At 35.9% G+C, this 16,746-nt stretch carries 16 protein-coding genes and 4 tRNA genes; 7 read left to right on the top strand and 13 right to left on the bottom strand.

From position 1 onward, the window contains the following. Positions 1-358 precede the first annotated feature (358 nt). Entirely contained in the window at positions 359-805 is a 447-nt protein-coding gene (locus ACSLUO_RS13920) for a CBS domain-containing protein (RefSeq protein ID WP_448249346.1), read from the top strand. 83 nt (positions 806-888) lie between these two features. On the opposite strand, the gene clpX is transcribed toward ACSLUO_RS13920, so the two are convergent. From clpX to ACSLUO_RS13885, 7 genes are all read right to left on the bottom strand, one after another. Beyond that, positions 889-2,169 (bottom strand): ATP-dependent protease ATP-binding subunit ClpX, encoded by a 1,281-nt coding sequence (clpX, locus tag ACSLUO_RS13915; RefSeq protein ID WP_448249345.1) that lies wholly within the window; start codon positions 2,167-2,169, stop codon positions 889-891. 91 nt (positions 2,170-2,260) lie between these two features. Continuing rightward, positions 2,261-2,878 (bottom strand): ATP-dependent Clp endopeptidase proteolytic subunit ClpP, encoded by a 618-nt coding sequence (gene clpP, locus ACSLUO_RS13910; protein ID WP_448249352.1) that lies wholly within the window; start codon positions 2,876-2,878, stop codon positions 2,261-2,263. A gap of 109 nt (positions 2,879-2,987) precedes the next feature. After that, entirely contained in the window at positions 2,988-4,295 is a 1,308-nt protein-coding gene (gene tig / locus ACSLUO_RS13905; RefSeq protein ID WP_448249344.1) for a trigger factor, read from the bottom strand. 469 nt (positions 4,296-4,764) lie between these two features. Then, positions 4,765-4,841: transfer RNA gene (locus tag ACSLUO_RS13900), tRNA-Pro, on the bottom strand. A gap of 39 nt (positions 4,842-4,880) precedes the next feature. Next, positions 4,881-4,956: transfer RNA gene (locus ACSLUO_RS13895), tRNA-His, on the bottom strand. A 23-nt stretch (positions 4,957-4,979) separates the two neighbouring features. Beyond that, positions 4,980-5,056 (bottom strand) — tRNA-Arg (locus ACSLUO_RS13890). A 36-nt stretch (positions 5,057-5,092) separates the two neighbouring features. Further along, positions 5,093-5,169, bottom strand: a tRNA-Pro gene (locus ACSLUO_RS13885). A gap of 292 nt (positions 5,170-5,461) precedes the next feature. Here ACSLUO_RS13885 and folD point away from each other — a divergent pair. Beyond that, entirely contained in the window at positions 5,462-6,319 is an 858-nt protein-coding gene (folD, locus tag ACSLUO_RS13880; RefSeq protein ID WP_448249342.1) for a bifunctional methylenetetrahydrofolate dehydrogenase/methenyltetrahydrofolate cyclohydrolase FolD, read from the top strand. A gap of 63 nt (positions 6,320-6,382) precedes the next feature. On the opposite strand, the gene ACSLUO_RS13875 is transcribed toward folD, so the two are convergent. Continuing rightward, positions 6,383-6,757: a DUF3192 domain-containing protein gene (locus ACSLUO_RS13875; protein WP_448249340.1), complete on the bottom strand. Its 375-nt coding sequence runs from the start codon at positions 6,755-6,757 to the stop codon at positions 6,383-6,385. A gap of 183 nt (positions 6,758-6,940) precedes the next feature. On the opposite strand from ACSLUO_RS13875, the gene ACSLUO_RS13870 reads away from it, so the two are divergent. Then, positions 6,941-7,261, top strand: a complete 321-nt coding sequence (locus ACSLUO_RS13870) for a hypothetical protein (RefSeq protein WP_448249338.1) — start codon at positions 6,941-6,943, stop codon at positions 7,259-7,261. Here the strand turns inward: ACSLUO_RS13870 and syd are convergent. Continuing rightward, positions 7,241-7,798, bottom strand: a complete 558-nt coding sequence (syd, locus tag ACSLUO_RS13865; protein ID WP_448249336.1) for a SecY-interacting protein — start codon at positions 7,796-7,798, stop codon at positions 7,241-7,243. The two genes, ACSLUO_RS13870 and syd, sit on opposite strands and share 21 nt — an antisense overlap. A 47-nt stretch (positions 7,799-7,845) precedes the next feature. Here syd and queF point away from each other — a divergent pair, with 47 nt between their 5' ends. From queF to xni, 4 genes are all read left to right on the top strand, one after another. After that, on the top strand, positions 7,846-8,709 hold the full coding sequence (queF, locus tag ACSLUO_RS13860) for an NADPH-dependent 7-cyano-7-deazaguanine reductase QueF (protein WP_448249334.1): 864 nt from the start codon (positions 7,846-7,848) through the stop codon (positions 8,707-8,709). A 175-nt stretch (positions 8,710-8,884) separates the two neighbouring features. Next, positions 8,885-10,462 carry a GGDEF domain-containing protein gene (locus tag ACSLUO_RS13855; RefSeq protein WP_448249332.1) on the top strand — a complete coding sequence of 526 codons (1,578 nt, stop codon included), beginning with the start codon at positions 8,885-8,887 and terminating at the stop codon, positions 10,460-10,462. Positions 10,463-10,515: 53 nt separating this feature from the next. Continuing rightward, on the top strand, positions 10,516-11,874 hold the full coding sequence (gene ppnN / locus ACSLUO_RS13850) for a nucleotide 5'-monophosphate nucleosidase PpnN (RefSeq protein ID WP_448249330.1): 1,359 nt from the start codon (positions 10,516-10,518) through the stop codon (positions 11,872-11,874). A 2-nt stretch (positions 11,875-11,876) separates the two neighbouring features. Next, complete coding sequence (xni, locus tag ACSLUO_RS13845; protein ID WP_448249328.1) at positions 11,877-12,707, top strand: flap endonuclease Xni; 831 nt, start codon at positions 11,877-11,879, stop codon at positions 12,705-12,707. Here the strand turns inward: xni and ACSLUO_RS13840 are convergent. The 4 genes from ACSLUO_RS13840 to ACSLUO_RS13825 form a co-directional block, all read right to left on the bottom strand. After that, positions 12,704-14,002: a DUF3300 domain-containing protein gene (locus tag ACSLUO_RS13840; protein WP_448249326.1), complete on the bottom strand. Its 1,299-nt coding sequence runs from the start codon at positions 14,000-14,002 to the stop codon at positions 12,704-12,706. The two genes, xni and ACSLUO_RS13840, sit on opposite strands and share 4 nt — an antisense overlap. Before the next feature lie 143 nt (positions 14,003-14,145). After that, complete coding sequence (locus ACSLUO_RS13835; RefSeq protein ID WP_448249325.1) at positions 14,146-15,435, bottom strand: ATP-binding protein; 1,290 nt, start codon at positions 15,433-15,435, stop codon at positions 14,146-14,148. 109 nt (positions 15,436-15,544) lie between these two features. Then, on the bottom strand, positions 15,545-16,216 hold the full coding sequence (locus tag ACSLUO_RS13830) for a response regulator transcription factor (RefSeq protein ID WP_448249324.1): 672 nt from the start codon (positions 16,214-16,216) through the stop codon (positions 15,545-15,547). 1 nt (position 16,217) lies between these two features. Next, positions 16,218-16,544 (bottom strand): PepSY domain-containing protein, encoded by a 327-nt coding sequence (locus ACSLUO_RS13825; RefSeq protein WP_448249323.1) that lies wholly within the window; start codon positions 16,542-16,544, stop codon positions 16,218-16,220. Between the last annotated feature and the right edge of the window lie 202 nt (positions 16,545-16,746).

Genomic DNA, 16,746 nt, shown 5'->3' with positions numbered 1-16,746 from the left:
AACTCAGTTTTGTTGTCAACAAGTTTTTGAATCTTTTTTGAAAGAATTTTTTATCAACCCTTCAAAACGTTTTCTAAACTTATCTCTCAGTTAAATCCCTTATTCAGACAACTTAACTGTTCAAAACCGACCTTTCGTCATCCTGACTCGGTCTAATAGGTATTTCCTATACTTAAACCTCTTGGGCTTGTCCCGAAGAAGTGGAGCGCATTTTAGAGATTTTTAGGCTGGGGTCAACACTTATTTGCAATTAATTTGAAATAAATGTTTGTTCGTTTAAAAAACAAACAAACTACGCAAAAACCATACGATTACGTATAATTATTTAATGATAAGTAACAAATATTAAGGAGCTGATATGGCATTAGATGCTTATATGAGTAAAAATTTAATCACTGTATTTTTAGATGATGATTTAAAAACAGTAAAAGAAAAATTTGATGTGCATGATTTACATCATTTGTTAGTTGTCGATGAAGATGGCAAACTTTTTGGTGTGATTAATGATCGTGATTTATTCAAACATTTAAGCCCGACAGCTGGAACCATGAAAGAAACTCATAAAGATGCAACTTTGCTTAATAAAAAATCGCATCAGATCATGAGTCGTGAGCTAGTAACAACAACAGCAGATTCATCAATAACCCAAGCTGTACTAACATTTTATGACAAACAAGTATCATCTTTACCCATTATTGATAAAGATAATAAACCAATCGGCATAATTACTTGGCGAGATATTATTAAAATTCTTGCTTTACAATATCGACATAAACTATCGCAAGAAACAGAAAATACTAATTAACTCTATATAAAAAAAATCAGTTAACAACCTAAGTTGTTAACTGATTTTATAAAAATAAATTTTAGTATTAAAAGTTATTTTATTTAGCTATCAGAAGCGGCTTTCTCTTGTGGCGTTTCATAAATGACTAAAGGTTTGGTTTCACCTTTGATCACTGAATCATCTACCACAACTTTACTAACATTCTCTAGCGACGGTAATTCATACATGGTATCAAGTAACACGCCTTCAACAATTGAGCGCAGTCCTCGAGCACCGGTTTTTCTCACCATGGCTTTATTAGCAATCGCTTTTAATGCATCTTCACGAAATTCTAATTCAACACCTTCCATGTCAAACAAAGCAGAAAATTGCTTAGTTAACGCATTTTTAGGCTCTTGAAGTATTTGAATCAATGCAGCTTCATCAAGTTCAGTTAAGGTAGCAACAACAGGTAAACGACCAATAAATTCAGGAATTAAACCATATTTTACTAAGTCACCCGGCTCTACTTCTTGGAATCTATCCGTTAACGACTTTTTGTCATCTTTACCAATAACTTTTGCACCAAAGCCAATACCAGTACCGGTATGACAACGTTGCTCAATTACTTTATCAAGACCGGCAAACGCACCACCACAAATAAACAAGATTTTAGACGTATCAACTTGTAAAAACTCTTGTTGCGGGTGTTTACGACCGCCTTGTGGAGGTACAGAAGCAACAGTACCTTCAATTAATTTTAATAATGCTTGTTGAACGCCTTCACCTGATACATCACGGGTAATTGACGGGTTATCAGACTTACGTGAAATTTTATCGATTTCATCAATGTAAACAATACCACGTTGTGCCTTTTCAACATCGTAATCACATTTTTGCAATAACTTCTGAATGATGTTTTCAACATCTTCACCAACATAACCTGCTTCAGTTAATGTTGTCGCATCAGCCATAGTAAATGGTACATCAAGTAAACGCGCTAACGTTTCAGCTAATAATGTTTTACCACTACCCGTTGGGCCAATAAGTAAAATATTACTTTTACCTAATTCAATGCCATTATGTGAGTCACCATTACGAAGACGTTTATAATGATTATATACGGCAACTGATAACACTTTTTTAGCATGATCTTGCCCGATAACGTAGTCATCTAAGCTTTCACGAATTTCAATCGGTGAAGGTAACGCTTCTTTATCTTGTTTTGGTGCTATTTCTTTTATTTCTTCACGAATAATGTCATTACAAAGATCAACACATTCATCACAAATAAACACAGAAGGACCCGCAATTAACTTACGAACTTCATGTTGGCTTTTGCCACAAAATGAGCAATATAGTAACTTGCCATTATCACCGTCACCTTTTTTTATCTCGGTCATACGGTACCTCTTATAAATTCTTTTTTCGTTTAACTATCATAAATACTTTCATAAATAGCACTATTGAACAACCATCCATTTATAGGATAGTTTATTTATCTAATCTTTCACTTAATATGGCATCAACTAAACCATATTCAACTGCTTCTTCGGCATTTAAGAAATTATCACGATCAGTATCTTCTTTAACCTTCTCTAATGTTTGACCTGTATGATCAGCCATTAAGCGATTTAATTTATCTTTAATATAAAGAATTTCTTTTGCGTGAATTTCAAAGTCAGATGCTTGACCTTGGAAACCACCTAATGGTTGATGGATCATAACACGGGCATTAGGTAAACAATAACGCTTGCCCTTTTCTCCACCTGAAAGTAAAAATGCGCCCATACTTGCAGCTTGGCCAATACACACAGTACTAATATTTGGTTTGATAAACTTCATGGTGTCGTAAATTGCCATGCCTGCAGTAACAGAACCACCTGGAGAATTAATATAAAGAAAAATATCTTTATCTGGGCTTTCTGATTCTAAAAACAATAATTGCGCAACAATTAAGTTGGCCATGTGATCTTCAACTTGACCACAAAGAAAAATAACACGCTCTTTTAAAAGACGAGAATAGATATCATAAGAACGTTCACCTTTGGAAGTTTGCTCAACTACCATAGGAACTAACGCATTTTCGGTCATACTAGTCATATCGGACATATTTTGATGAGATTTTAACAATGGAGGATCCTTTTAAAAATAAAAATGGCTTATATGAGGAACATATAAGCCATTTAAGCTATTGCCGATGTCAATGTCAATGAAAAGCTTATTTAGCTTCTGGATTCATGATCTCTGAAAAGGTAGCTTTTTTGTTTTTTACCTTAGCTTGCGCTAATAAAGCTTCAACAGCTTGCTCTTCTAATGCAACGTTTTGCATTTGTTGAAGCATTTCTTTATTTGATTTGTAGTAGTTGATAACTTCTTGTGGATCTTCATATGCAGACGCAGCTGATTCAATCAATTCGTTAACTTTTGAATCGTCAACTTTGATTTCATTTGTTTTGATCACTTCACCAAGTAATAAACCAACTTTTACACGACGCTTAGCTTGTTCTTCGAACATTTCTGCTGGAAGTTCAGGCATTTTAGCTGGGTCCATTTGACCACCAAAACGCTGTAAAGCTTGTTGACGTAAAACATCAACTTCTTGTGCTACTAATGCTTTAGGAATATCTACTTCGTTTGCTTCAAGTAAACCTTCAATCACTTGCTCTTTAACTTTTGCTTTAACAGCTTGTGTTAATTCGCGTGTCATGTTTTTACTTACTTCTGAACGTAAAGCGTCAACGCCACCTTCTTCAATACCAAAAAGTTTAGCAAATTCTTCATCAACATCTGGTACTACTGGACCTTCAGTTTTAGTTACTGAAATATCAAATTCAGCTTCTTTGCCTTTTAAGTTTTCAGCATGATAATCTTCTGGGAAAGTCACTGTGATTGTTTTTTCTTCGCCAACTTTCATGCCAATGATGTCAGTTTCAAAACCTGGGATCATTTTGCTAGCACCAAGCTCAAGTTCAAAACCTTCAGCTTTACCGCCTTCAAATTCTTCGCCATCAACACGGCCAACAAAATTAATCGTTAATTTGTCGCCTTTCTTAGTTTTACGCTTGTTTTCTTTCCACGTTTTGTGTTGGTTTTGAAGCGTTACGAACATTTCTTCTAAATCTTTGTCTGTAACTTCTACATCAGGACGCTCAACGCTGATTTTATCTAAATCTTTTAAAGCCACTTCTGGATATACTTCAAATGTTGCTTCAAATTCTAATTCTTTACCAACTTCATTACTTTTAGCAACAAAGCTTGGACGACCAGCTGGGTTTAACTTTTCAGCAACTACTGCTTCAAAAAAGTTACGTTGCATTAATTCACCAGCAACTTCTTGACGCACTGATTGACCGTAACGTTTTTGTAATACGGTTGGTGGTACTTTACCTGGACGGAAACCATTAATACGCTGTGTTTTACCGATTTGACGTAAACGGTTTTTTACTTCCACATCCACAGACTCAGCTGGAACAGTAATAGTAAGACGACGTTCTAACCCCTGGGTAGTCTCAACTGAAACTTGCATTTAAATACCTCAAATATCTAGCGCATTCACGCTTTCGTGTACACATCAGATTAATCAAAAAACTATTAATACCTTATAGAATAAGAGCTATAGCTATATATTTGCTTAAACGATGTTCAAATTTAAAAATAATGACGCGGAATTATAGCGGTGCTTTATTAAAGAGTCGAGCAGATAGCGGAAAAAAGTTGCAAATTAACGATAAGATGCTAATAAACGAGAAAAAGTTAGCACTTATAAGATAAAAACTTATTAAAGAATAAGTAGTAATAATCAATTTAAACAAAAATTAGTATGAAATTTAACTAAAGAAAGTAGTCGATGATACAAGATTATATTGTACATCCTGTACTCCACCCTACGGTTCGCTTCGCGTTAAAAATTTTTACAGAAATTTTTCGAATTGCTTCGCAAGTTTTATCTAAGATAAGATTTAGATTAATATAGATAGAGTGGATAAAGTAAGAAGTGGTCGGTGATGCAAGATTCGAACTTGCGACCCCTTGGACCCAAACCAAGTGCGCTACCAAGCTGCGCTAATCACCGATATATTCTTAACATTTAATCTACAGGGCGTAGAAAAAATGGGGTGGCTAATGGGACTTGAACCCACGACAACCGGAATCACAATCCGGGGCTCTACCAACTGAGCTATAGCCACCATTGTTAGGCACACCTGTAGCATGGCACGCCCTAAAGGATTCGAACCTTTGACCCACGCCTTAGAAGGGCGTTGCTCTATCCAGCTGAGCTAAGGGCGCACATTATCTACAAGCCACTTACTATAATATAGAAAGTGGTCGGTGATGCAAGATTCGAACTTGCGACCCCTTGGACCCAAACCAAGTGCGCTACCAAGCTGCGCTAATCACCGACATATTGGTTAAAAACAGTGTTGCTTTCAACGGGTGCGGATATTACCGAGTTGCCTGCTACGCGTCAAACACTTTTTATAAAAAAATGTTTGTTCGCTCACTTTTACACCACGTTTACCACTAACAAGCAAAATAACGACAAAATACGATTAAAAATACAGCGAAATCAAATTGTCACTAACATTACTCACCTTAATTTTAACTTTTTTAAAAGAAATAAAATAAATGCGCTACACCGAACAATTAATTTGTGCGAAAATAGCGCCGATTTTTCATTAACCATTTAGTATTATGACAGCACAATTAATAGACGGTAAGGCAATTGCCCAGAATATTCGACTTTCAATTAAAGCGAAAGTGGAAGAGCGCATTGTTCAAGGTAAAAGAGCACCAGGTTTAGCAGTAATACTTGTCGGTAGCGATCCTGCCTCTCAAGTATATGTTGGCAATAAAAAAAGAGCCTGTGAAGAAGTTGGTTTTGTTTCTCGTTCTTATGATTTACCAAACACCACCAGCGAAGCTGAATTACTTGCCTTAGTTGAATCACTAAATAATGATGACGATATAGATGGCATATTAGTACAACTTCCTTTACCTGAAGGTTTAAATTCAAACCTGATCATTGAGCATATCAACCCTCATAAAGATGTTGACGGCTTTCATCCTTCAAATGTTGGTAAATTAGCATTACGTCAACCGGGTCTTCGCCCGTGTACACCCAAAGGGATTATGACGTTAATACAGTCAACAGGAATTGAGCCGGTTGGATTAGATGCCGTCATTGTTGGCGCTTCTAACATTGTTGGCCGTCCTATGGGGCTGGAGTTGTTATTAGAAGGCGCAACCGTAACCACCACTCATCGTTTTACCAAAGATTTAGAAAGCAAAGTACGCCAAGCCGATTTATTAGTTGTTGCCGTAGGCAAACCTGAGTTTATTCCTGGTGAATGGATAAAAGAAGGTGCGATTGTTATTGATGTTGGTATTAACCGCTTAGATTCGGGTAAATTGGTTGGTGATGTTGACTTTACCATTGCTAAAGAAAAAGCCAGTCATATTACTCCTGTGCCTGGTGGCGTAGGACCAATGACAGTAGCAAGCTTAATAGAAAATACCTTTATTGCTTGCGAGCAATTTGGCGCTGAATAATTGACTATATCGTTTTGGCTGTTGCTATCAAGCCTCAGCCAAAACTTTATTAAAGATTATTTATTACAACATGTTGTAAGCCTGCTCTCCCCAACTTGTCAAAACGCCGTTAATAAAAACCAAAGGCGTACACTCATCTTTTGCGGTAATACCATCTTTGTTAACGATATGTGTTCGGTAAAATAACACTTGAATTTGTTGACCCTTTTTTTCATACACTTCATTAAAGTCAGCAACACCTAGCTTGTTCTGTATTTCTAAAAAAGTCATTTGGGTATTAAGCTGCGCTATTTTTTTACGATTTTCGAACTCTTTATCGTGATGATTTTTAGCAAAATGATGTCGACTGTCACCGTCGCCACCAACGGCAAAAACACAACCATTCAACGAGAGTAATACCGGTAATGTCAGTGTAATTAAGAGTAAAGATTTTTTCATAGTTATATCCATATTGTTTTATTAGTAGCCTTACTTTGCAGAAAACAAACCACAAATAAAAAACAGGTAACCAACTGAAAAATAACAATTTAATAAATACAAAAGCTATAATCAAAAAATAAACTTAGTGAAAAATACTAAAATATAGTTAAATACACACTTTATGTTAACTAATTAGATAATATGACCATTAACGAACAAATTATTAATATTGCGAATCATTTAGCTAATCAAGGGAAAAAGCCAACTGTCGCTTTAATAAAAACTCAATTAACCTCTCCGGTCCCCTTACCTGTGATCATCAACATATTAAAAACATGGCGTCATGAACCTGATAAGGTCAGCGATATAGTCAAAAATACCGAATCAGAAAAGTTATCCGAAACACCTTTAGAATTAATGATTAATAACGCAATAAAAGAAGCCATAACACCATTACAGCAAGAATTAGCTGAGCTAAAAGCAATAATCAAAACATTAAAGCTACAAAGTGATAGTCAGTGAAGTTAAAAATTCGCTTAACGAATTAGCTAACTTTTTATGCGGCTCACAACCTACTTTTTCGGCCCACACTTCGCCCGTGTTATTGTTAACAGAAAGGATGATGTCATCTTCATCGGTGACAGCAAAAAATAAAGTAATGGCTTGTTTTAATTTTTGTTTCATTAAAATATGACCAATTAAATTTTGTTGTAAACGTTCAAAATCAGCTTTGCACCATGCAAACAGTAATTCTAAATAGCCTTCCTCGCAATTAGCCGGCACCGCCTCACTATAAAAACATGAAAAATAAGCAACAAACTCTGGGTTTAGCGAAATTTCAAGTGCCGTTTCAACATTGTCAAACGATAGCGGCTCTACTACTTCAACGGGTTGCCATTCAATTAGCCCATCAGTAATTTCACTTTGTTGACATTCAGATGGCCACTGCTCGTCATATTCAACTTTAGGTAAACATTGATATTTTTCTTGGTGTTGCTCAATGAATTGAGCGAATAAGTGTTGTAGTTGCTTAAAAATTTGTGCATTAGGTGATGTCATCAACAGCCGAGATCCTTTAAAATGTAATTTTGCTTATACGTATATCTATGTCTAAATTTATTTCTCAATACCAGAACGCTAACGAACTAAGTGAATTAACACTCGGTAAGACCACATCCTATATCAGTGAATATACGCCAAATTTACTTCAAGGTGTACCTCGTTCACTGAACAGAGACAGTTTGCAATTAAAAAATAACCAATTGCCTTTTATTGGTGAAGACGTTTGGTATGGCTATGAAGTTTCATGGTTAAATTTACAAGGTAAACCGGTAGTGGCAGTTGCTGAGTTTCGTTTTCCCTGTACCAGCCAAGCGCTTGTGGAGTCAAAATCATTTAAATTATATTTGAATAGCTTTAATCAATCTCGTTTTGCATCAAAAGATGATGTGGTCACATTGATGATTAAAGATTTATCAGCGATTGCCGGAGAAACCGCTAAAGTGCAGCTGTTTGATGTAGATAGTTGCCCCGCTCTTGCTATTCAATCATTAGATGCCGTGTGTATTGATGATCTGGATATTACGATTGACGACTTTGCTTTTAATGCCGACTTACTCACTATAGAAAATTCCGTTGTTCAGGAGAAAACCAGTGAACAGTTAGTTAGTCATTTATTAAAGTCGAACTGTTTGATCACCAATCAACCTGATTGGGCGACTATTTACATTGATTATCAAGGTCAAAAAATTCCGCACGAAAACTTACTTAAATATTTAATTTCGTTCAGGCAACACAATGAATTTCATGAACAATGTGTTGAACGTATTTTTACCGATCTTATGCAATATTTTCAATTAGAAGCGTTAACCGTTTTTGCCCGCTATACTCGTCGTGGTGGTTTAGACATCAATCCTTTTAGGAGCACGCATTTAAAACATGCTCCTTTAGCTAGAACGCTAAGACAATAAAAAATGGTAAATTTGCTATTTTAAACCTATATAATACAATGTTTTTAAAGATAATTTTCAATATAAACTATTTTTATACTGACAAAATCAAACCATTACGCTAAATTGCATTATAATCATTGTACTCGGGTAGTGATTATCCAAAAGTTTTTCAAATATATGGAAATAAAGATTAATGACCACAGAATCTGTTAGTAAACAACAGCTCTCCTCTCTAGAAAAAAAATTAGCAAGTGCGATAACTTCCCGTGCTGAATTAGAAAGTGATCTTGCTTCTCAATCGTCAATATTTCTTAAATTTATAAATAAGCTCTCTTTAGTTTGTAAAGGGATGGATCTCGAACTTGATAACCGTTTGGCCGATCTTCGCCAAATGAACAAAAACTCTCAGTCATTTGTTGCTCTGTCAAACCAAATGAATATTGTCTCGGATCTACTGCAACAACAAACGAAAAAAAATGACCAAAATGTGCGCTTAATGCACAACCAAATCATAGACTCAAGTAAGTCATTACAAAAATCGAAAGGACTACCTGATCAAACTCGCCGAGAATTAAGAGCTTTTATCGCCAGTATTGCCGAACAAAAAGAAACGGTTATTCAATACGTACCGGTATTAAATACCTTATTAAAGTTATATGACTCGGCAATAAGTGCTAGAGTCGATTTAACCAGTGATGTTAAAAATAATAAAGATGATGCCGATATCACTGTCGTCATTGATAATATTAAAAATCGTGTTGGCATTGCGATAGAAGAATTAAGACTGTCAGATAAAAACCAAAAGGCCTTGTTATTAGCCAAAAGAAATATTGCGGCAAGTAAAGAACATGAAGAACTCATCAACAGCCTAGTTAATATTTTTGTTATTATTGCTATTGATCTACAAGAAGAGCGAGATACTGCAAAACACTTTTTATCTTCGTTAAGTCAAACCTTGAGTAATGTTCAAAAAGCCGTTTTAACAACCATATCGTCTTCAAATGATATTAAAAAACAAAACAATGTTTTAAACGAAAAAATTCAAGAGCAGCTCTCGGCGATGTCTCAAGACATTGAAAAAGCTAACTCTTTAGAAGTTGTTAAAAGTGATATTAATGACAAGCTTAATACCATTATTAATATTCTTAATGACAAACAAGAATTTGAAGAATCGTCGAATAATGACATCAACCAAAAATTAGTCGACATGACCAACCGTGTCAAACAGCTAGAAGAAGAAAGTAAAAAGTTTCAAACTCGCTTAGAAGAGCAACTGATTAAAAGTATGCAAGACGCATTAACGAAACTTAATAATCGAGCGGCTTTTGACGAATATTTCACTAAAGCAATGGTTAAATATCATCACAACCCGTACGAACTATCGATTGTAGTTTTAGATCTTGATAACTTTAAACAAATAAACGATACCTACGGCCATACCGCTGGTGATAAAACGTTACAAGTTATAGCGAATACCTTAAAGAAAAATTTAGATCAAAACACTTTTGTTGGCCGTTATGGCGGAGAAGAGTTTGTTTTAGTTTATTCAGATAAAAACAAAGCTGATTTAGTTAACGCATTAAATATATTAAGAAAAAAAATTGCTTTACTGCCATTTACCTTCAAAAATAATAAGGTAAGTATTACAACATCTATTGGTTGTACTCACATAAAATCAGGTGACAATATTCACCAAGCATTCGAACGCGCAGATCAAGCGCTTTATCAAGCCAAAGAGCAAGGGAAGAATAGAGTTATTTATAAAGATTAAAAAATATACTCGCATTTAACTCTTGGGGTCTTTTCTGCATATAGGAGTTGAATATGCAAATTCAAATAAATCCTGTTGGTAATATGAATTTATTATCAAAATTAGAAATAGAACAATTACAACAATCAGCGTCTAGCGACTTATTTACAAGTTACCGAAATTGCTCTTTAGCCGTTTTAAATGCTGGCAGTCATACTGACAACGCCGAAGAAATTTTTAATAAATTTCAAAATTTTAATATTGAAGTTGTCCGCCGTGAACGCGGCGTTAAAATTGAACTTACCAACCCACCTAAAGAAGCTTTTGTTGACGGTAAAATAATTCTGGGGATCAAAGAATTATTATCGGCTGTGCTAAGAGATATCCTGTTTATTAATCATAGGTATGTTGAAGTTAAACGGACCGATATTGCGCCGTCAGATCATAATACGCATATTGTTTTTGATATTTTACGTAATGCCAATGTTATTCAACCAGAAACTGAACCTAACTTAATTACTTGCTGGGGTGGTCACTCTATTGATACAGAAGAATATAAATACACTAAAGGTGTGGGTTATCAATTAGGGTTACGTGGTTTTAATATTTGCACCGGTTGTGGCCCAGGCGCAATGAAAGGTCCGATGAAAGGTGCAACAATTGGGCATGCCAAACAACGGATAAAAACAGGACGTTACCTAGGATTAACAGAGCCGAGTATTATTGCAGCAGAGCCCCCTAACCCAATAGTTAATGAGCTGGTAATAATGCCTGATATTGAAAAACGCTTAGAAGGTTTTGTGCGTTTGTCACACGGTATTATTATTTTTCCAGGTGGTGCCGGTACGGCAGAAGAGCTGTTATATATTTTAGGTATTTTATTAAACGAAAAAAACCAAGCACAAAAGCTACCAATTATTTTAACCGGTCCAGCAAAAAGCAAAGCTTATTTTGAAGAAATTGACGCTTTTATTGGCGCAACGTTAGGTAAACAAGCACAAGATTTATATCAAATTATTGTTGATGATGCTGCCCAGGTTGCGCAAGTGTTAAAAGATAGTTTGGTTGATGTTATTGATTACCGTAGTAAAACCGGCGATGGCTATCATTTTAATTGGTCTTTACAAATTGATGATGATTTTCAAGCGCCATTTGAGCCTAACCACAAAAACATGGCAGAGCTTACTATTAGTCAAGATTTAGAAATTGCCCAGTTAGCAGCTAATCTACGTCGAGTATTTTCAGGTATTGTGGCCGGTAATGTAAAATCTGAGGGTATTAAGCTTATCCGAGAGCAAGGACCATTTAAAATTTCTGGTCAAAAAGATATTATGAGTAAAGTAGATAAACTACTTCGTTCGTTTGTTGAACAACACCGCATGAAGTTACCCGGTAGTGTTTACACGCCTTGTTATGAAATTATTGAGGAATAAACATGTCGGCGCATTTAGTATTAATTGATGCTTTAAACTTGATCAGGCGTATTTACGCCGTTCAAGCGCGCCCGTTTTTAATGAATAATGAAGTAGCTGAAAATACGCAACAACAAGTACTTAATAATACGCTACAAGCTTGCCAGCAAGCGCTAAGCAAGATAATTAGTATTCACTCACCAACTCACGCGTTAGCCGTATTTGACAGCGAACAGCCCTGTTGGCGCTACGACCTATATCCGGACTACAAAAAAGGGCGTCAGAAAATGCCCGAACATTTAGAAAATAAACTTGCTGATATTCAAGATAGTTTTATGGTCTTAGGTGTTGACTCTTTAATTCCAGAGCAAGATGAAGCTGATGATGTCATTGCAACGCTTGCCATTAAAGTGGCGTTACGTAATCAAAAAGTTACCATTATTTCTACGGACAAAGGTTTTTTGCCGATGCTTTGTCCGCAAGTTGAAGTGTATGATTATTTTAACCGTCGTTATTTAGACGAGAACTACGTACAAGAAAAGTTTCAAGTAAAGCCTTCTCAGCTCCTTGATTTATGGACATTAACTGGCGATAGCACTAACAAGATCCCTGGTGTTGCAGGTATTGGTCAAATAACCGCAGCCGAGCTTTTAAATACCTACGGCTCGTTATCAACAATTTTAACCGCTCAAGACTTAAAATCATCAGTCAGTAAAAAGCTGATGGGTTGTGATGAAACCATTGAGTTAAGCCGAAAACTACTCACATTAAAAACGGATATCCCATTAGGTTTTAACTTAAAAGATATCCGTTTATCGCCTGATATTCACCATATAGAACCGGCACATTATTAACGTCTATTTTGCTCTTTGTGTCGGTTAGCGGCATAACTTCTTTGTTTATGCTCTGTTTTACCTTGTTGTCTATTCTTCTGGCGATTCACTTGCTGGCTTTTACGCTTTTGCTGCCCATTCTGTGTATACTTCTGCGTCCGATTTAATTTATTATCTTCAATTTTTTTGCTGTTAGCCTGAGTTTTTAGCTTGTTAACATTGCGCTGTTGTTGCGATGGCTTGCTACCGGTAAATTGACTACTTGCATGCCTTACTCGCTTAGTATGTTTAGCGCTCAGCGACTTTTTAACTGCTTTCTCGTGATGTCTTTTAACTTTATGATCATATGATTTTTTTGTTAAGTTATGGTGCTGTTTATTGCTTAGTTTCACCTGAGTTACTTTTCTTTGAGCCGATATTTTTTTTACATGAGCTGTCGCACGATAATGATGGTGATTACGTTTATGATGCCAGCGTTTTCCTTGATAAGATGATGTCCGCTTAGCGTAATATTTTTTACGATAAAAGGCATGTTTATGTTGATGAATAACAACATGACGATTATGCCAATGAAAAGCACTAAAAAAGAAGCTGCCTGAAAGACGAATCGCGCTATGCCAATAAAATCGACCATGATGGTAAGTTAAATTTACCGGAATATCCCAATACACCGGCGGATGATGACGCCAATGCCAAGCACCATAAACAACTCGCGTATCATAATAAGGAACATAAACCACCTTAGATGATGGTGCTGAAATAATAATAATATTATCTTCTTTAACCACAGCTAAATTATTTAGCTCAGCTAAACTACCTGCTTGTTCCGCTTGGTGACGCAACTGCTGAATACTGGCTAAAACTTGCTCTTCATCCGATAAAAAAGCCGCTGACAACCTTTGCATCCAAGTTAAATCATCACTTAATTTATTAATAATTCGAGGAAAGCCTGCTAACGCTTTAACACTTTCATCCCAATCTTGCTGGGCAATTTTTTGTGCTAATCGCGTTTCAGATAAGTGACTATTTTTTGCTAAAAAACGTTCAGTCGCTATCACTTCTAACGGATAAGTTGAAGCAATCAGAATATGGCTTAATAAAGTATCTGGATACAAAGCAATTGGCGCTAATATTTGCGCTAATTCAGCTTCGCTAAACACAGTTTGCTCGGCTTGAAATTCTTGAGAATAACTAACCTTATCTGCCGCTATTGCCATTGATGGCAATAAAAAAGTGCCGGTCAAGGTAAAGGGTAGAAAAGAAAAGATAGCCGCTGACAATGCGGAATTAACATTTGGCTTAAGAATCTGATTCATTATATGCACCTTCTTCCTTATTATTTATAGCACGTTGCCAAACAAATAAATAACAAGGGTTATCATGTTAGGGTGCAGTAATCTTAAAACAAGTAAACTGAACCTTAGCTGAATGCATTAATCATTTTAAAGTAAGCCTGAATTTAAAAAATAAGGGTAAATTTAGCGCCCGCTAAATGTAGCGATGAAGAGATCTGAATATTGCCCTGATAACTGGCGACCAGATCACGGACAATTGCTAAGCCAATACCATGACCTTGCTGATAAGTGTCGGCTCGCGTGCCTCGTTGTAATATTTCTTCCCGAATATTATCCGCTATGCCCTCGCCGTCATCTTCAATAACCAATTGTAACTTTCGACCTTGTTCAAGCAAACAAGCTGAAATCTGGATATTTTTCTTTGCCGCTTTACAGGCGTTATCTAACAAATTCCCAACTATTTCAAATAAATCAGTCTCATCACCTTTAAAGACGATATCATCTTGCATATCCACCTTAATATTTAGCTGCTTGTCGTGATAAATTTTTCCTAAGCTAGCTACTAATTTATCAACACAATTAACTAAGTTTACACCTAAATGCCATTTACCATGACCCGCTGACTGCGCACGTTTTAATTGGTGTTCAACCATGTTATTCATATTAGCTAACTGCTCTTGAATAACCGGTGATAAATCATTTTGGCTGTTGATCACCGCAAGGGGCGTTTTTAAACTATGGGCTAAATCCGATAAAGCATTACGATAACGTTGCCGTTGATTTTGTTCAGCTTGTAATAACGTATTCAGCTGAATGGTCACTTGAGTTAGCTCTTTCGGATAGTGTTGTTCAATTGCATTGGCTTGTCCTTGCTCAATTGCCAACAGCTCTTTTTTTAATGTTGTCAGTGGTTTTAAACTCCACATTAACCAAATCAATTGTATGGCAACTAACACTGCCATTAAAATCAATAAAGCCAACCATAAGTTTTGTCTAAAATCGGCTAACAAGCGTTCAATTTCAGCTCGCGCTTTAACAATATGGAGAGTTAATGGTAATGCCGATTTACCATCATCAAAGTTCACCGTAAAGCTATAAATAAAGTGATTTTGCTGATTTAATTTAACAAAGTAATAACGCTTTTCGCCTAACAAAGGCAGTTGAATTTGCTCAGGTAAAGTTTGGCTAATTAACGAAGCTGATCGCCAAACCGTACCTTCCGATATATCACTAAACTTAGTTTTAGTAAAAAAAGCGTATAAACCAGACTGGTCAACATTAAATTGGTTTTCTAATAAGAACTCCGGCATTGCCAGTTGCTGCTCTTCTACTTCAGCAACCGCTAAAATAGAATAAACATAGGCTTTTAATTCATTTTCGATACTCGCATTCATATGCTGCTCGTAGGCATTACTAATAGTAATACCGACAATGGGTAATAAAATTATGCTCATTAATAAAGCACTAAAAATAATTCGTACTTTTAATGAATTAAAAAAGGTTGTTATACGCGCTAACAAAATTTGGCCTTTATAAGAAATTTAAGCTCCATCCGGTTATTCATTAAAATGCTTTTAATTTATAACCTTGGCCACGCAAGGTTTCGATAAATTTATATTGATTATCTGGATCTAACTTTTTCCGTAAACGGCGAACAAACACTTCAATGACATTAGAATCAAGATCAAAATCTTGATCATAAATATGCTCAGTTAATACCGTTTTCGAAATCACCTCATCTGGATGTAACATCAAATATTGAAATACTTTAAATTCATAACTACTTAAACTCACCGCTTGTTGATTTACACATACTTCCATACTGGAGGTATTTAAACTAAACGGGCCATGTTCAATTAATGGGTTGGTTTTACTGACAGAGCGCCTAATTAAAGCATTAACACGGGCGATCAGCTCTTCAATATGAAAAGGTTTAGTTAGGTAATCATCGGCACCCGCGTCTAAACCAGCAACTTTATCTTGCCAGGCACTGCGCGCCGTTAAGATTAAAATAGGGTAAGTAACTTCCCCTGCGCGTAGTTTAGTGACTAATTCAATACCATCTAATTTAGGTAAACCAAGATCAATAATGGCAATGTCGTAAGGGTTTTCACTACCATAATACAGACCTATTTCGCCATCATCGGCTAAATCAACACTAAATTGTGCCGACAACAAATGATTTTTAATTTGTTGTTGTAAATGGCTGTCGTCTTCAACAATCAATGCTCGCATATTATCGTCTCGCAACACGGCCAGATGCCGCATCAACAGTTACAGAAATAACATCGCCATTATCACGTAAAACCTTAACCACAAAAGTGACTTGACTCCCCTTTCCTCTTTTACTGACTTTGAGTATTTTACCGCCATATTGCCTTTGCACTAATTGCCCTGCTTGGTGGCTATTTTGAATACGCAGCTGCTGATTAATCAACCAAGTGGTCATGTTAGACGTTTTATTATTCAATCCAAGATCATCAGCCAAACGCATAGCATGGCTTGCTGGTTGCAATAACAGCCAAAATAAAATTGAAAATAAAACAAGCCGTAACACATTCATATTTATCGCCCTAAAAGAACAAAGTTAATAATAAACTTAGTGTAAAAGAATCACTTAGTTAAACCAAACTTTATTGCCTACACATTTATTACCTAAGCATATGCTCAAAACAAACAACCGGAACTAAAAACAGGTAATGCTAGTTTAAAATTCGTAAGCTGAATAGAAGCTGAATAGCATAAAAACTTGCTCTGGTGATGAT

The sequence above is a fragment of the Thalassotalea agariperforans genome (assembly GCF_053470345.1).
This window is presented reverse-complemented; position numbering and strand designations above follow the sequence as displayed.

Excerpts from the sequence above, each read along its gene's own strand:
- tig (WP_448249344.1), bottom strand. The coding sequence starts at position 4,295 with ATGCAAGTTTCAGTTGAGACTACCCAGGGGTTAGAACGTCGTCTTACT.
- xni (WP_448249328.1), top strand. The coding sequence starts at position 11,877 with ATGTCGGCGCATTTAGTATTAATTGATGCTTTAAACTTGATCAGGCGT.
- queF (WP_448249334.1), top strand. The coding sequence starts at position 7,846 with ATGTCTAAATTTATTTCTCAATACCAGAACGCTAACGAACTAAGTGAA.
- ACSLUO_RS13855 (WP_448249332.1), top strand. The coding sequence starts at position 8,885 with ATGACCACAGAATCTGTTAGTAAACAACAGCTCTCCTCTCTAGAAAAA.
- ACSLUO_RS13835 (WP_448249325.1), bottom strand. The coding sequence starts at position 15,435 with ATGAGCATAATTTTATTACCCATTGTCGGTATTACTATTAGTAATGCC.
- folD (WP_448249342.1), top strand. The coding sequence starts at position 5,462 with ATGACAGCACAATTAATAGACGGTAAGGCAATTGCCCAGAATATTCGA.
- syd (WP_448249336.1), bottom strand. The coding sequence starts at position 7,798 with ATGACATCACCTAATGCACAAATTTTTAAGCAACTACAACACTTATTC.
- ACSLUO_RS13830 (WP_448249324.1), bottom strand. The coding sequence starts at position 16,216 with ATGCGAGCATTGATTGTTGAAGACGACAGCCATTTACAACAACAAATT.
- clpX (WP_448249345.1), bottom strand. The coding sequence starts at position 2,169 with ATGACCGAGATAAAAAAAGGTGACGGTGATAATGGCAAGTTACTATAT.
- ACSLUO_RS13870 (WP_448249338.1), top strand. The coding sequence starts at position 6,941 with ATGACCATTAACGAACAAATTATTAATATTGCGAATCATTTAGCTAAT.
- clpP (WP_448249352.1), bottom strand. The coding sequence starts at position 2,878 with ATGTCCGATATGACTAGTATGACCGAAAATGCGTTAGTTCCTATGGTA.
- ACSLUO_RS13875 (WP_448249340.1), bottom strand. The coding sequence starts at position 6,757 with ATGAAAAAATCTTTACTCTTAATTACACTGACATTACCGGTATTACTC.
- ppnN (WP_448249330.1), top strand. The coding sequence starts at position 10,516 with ATGCAAATTCAAATAAATCCTGTTGGTAATATGAATTTATTATCAAAA.
- ACSLUO_RS13920 (WP_448249346.1), top strand. The coding sequence starts at position 359 with ATGGCATTAGATGCTTATATGAGTAAAAATTTAATCACTGTATTTTTA.
- ACSLUO_RS13840 (WP_448249326.1), bottom strand. The coding sequence starts at position 14,002 with ATGAATCAGATTCTTAAGCCAAATGTTAATTCCGCATTGTCAGCGGCT.
- ACSLUO_RS13825 (WP_448249323.1), bottom strand. The coding sequence starts at position 16,544 with ATGAATGTGTTACGGCTTGTTTTATTTTCAATTTTATTTTGGCTGTTA.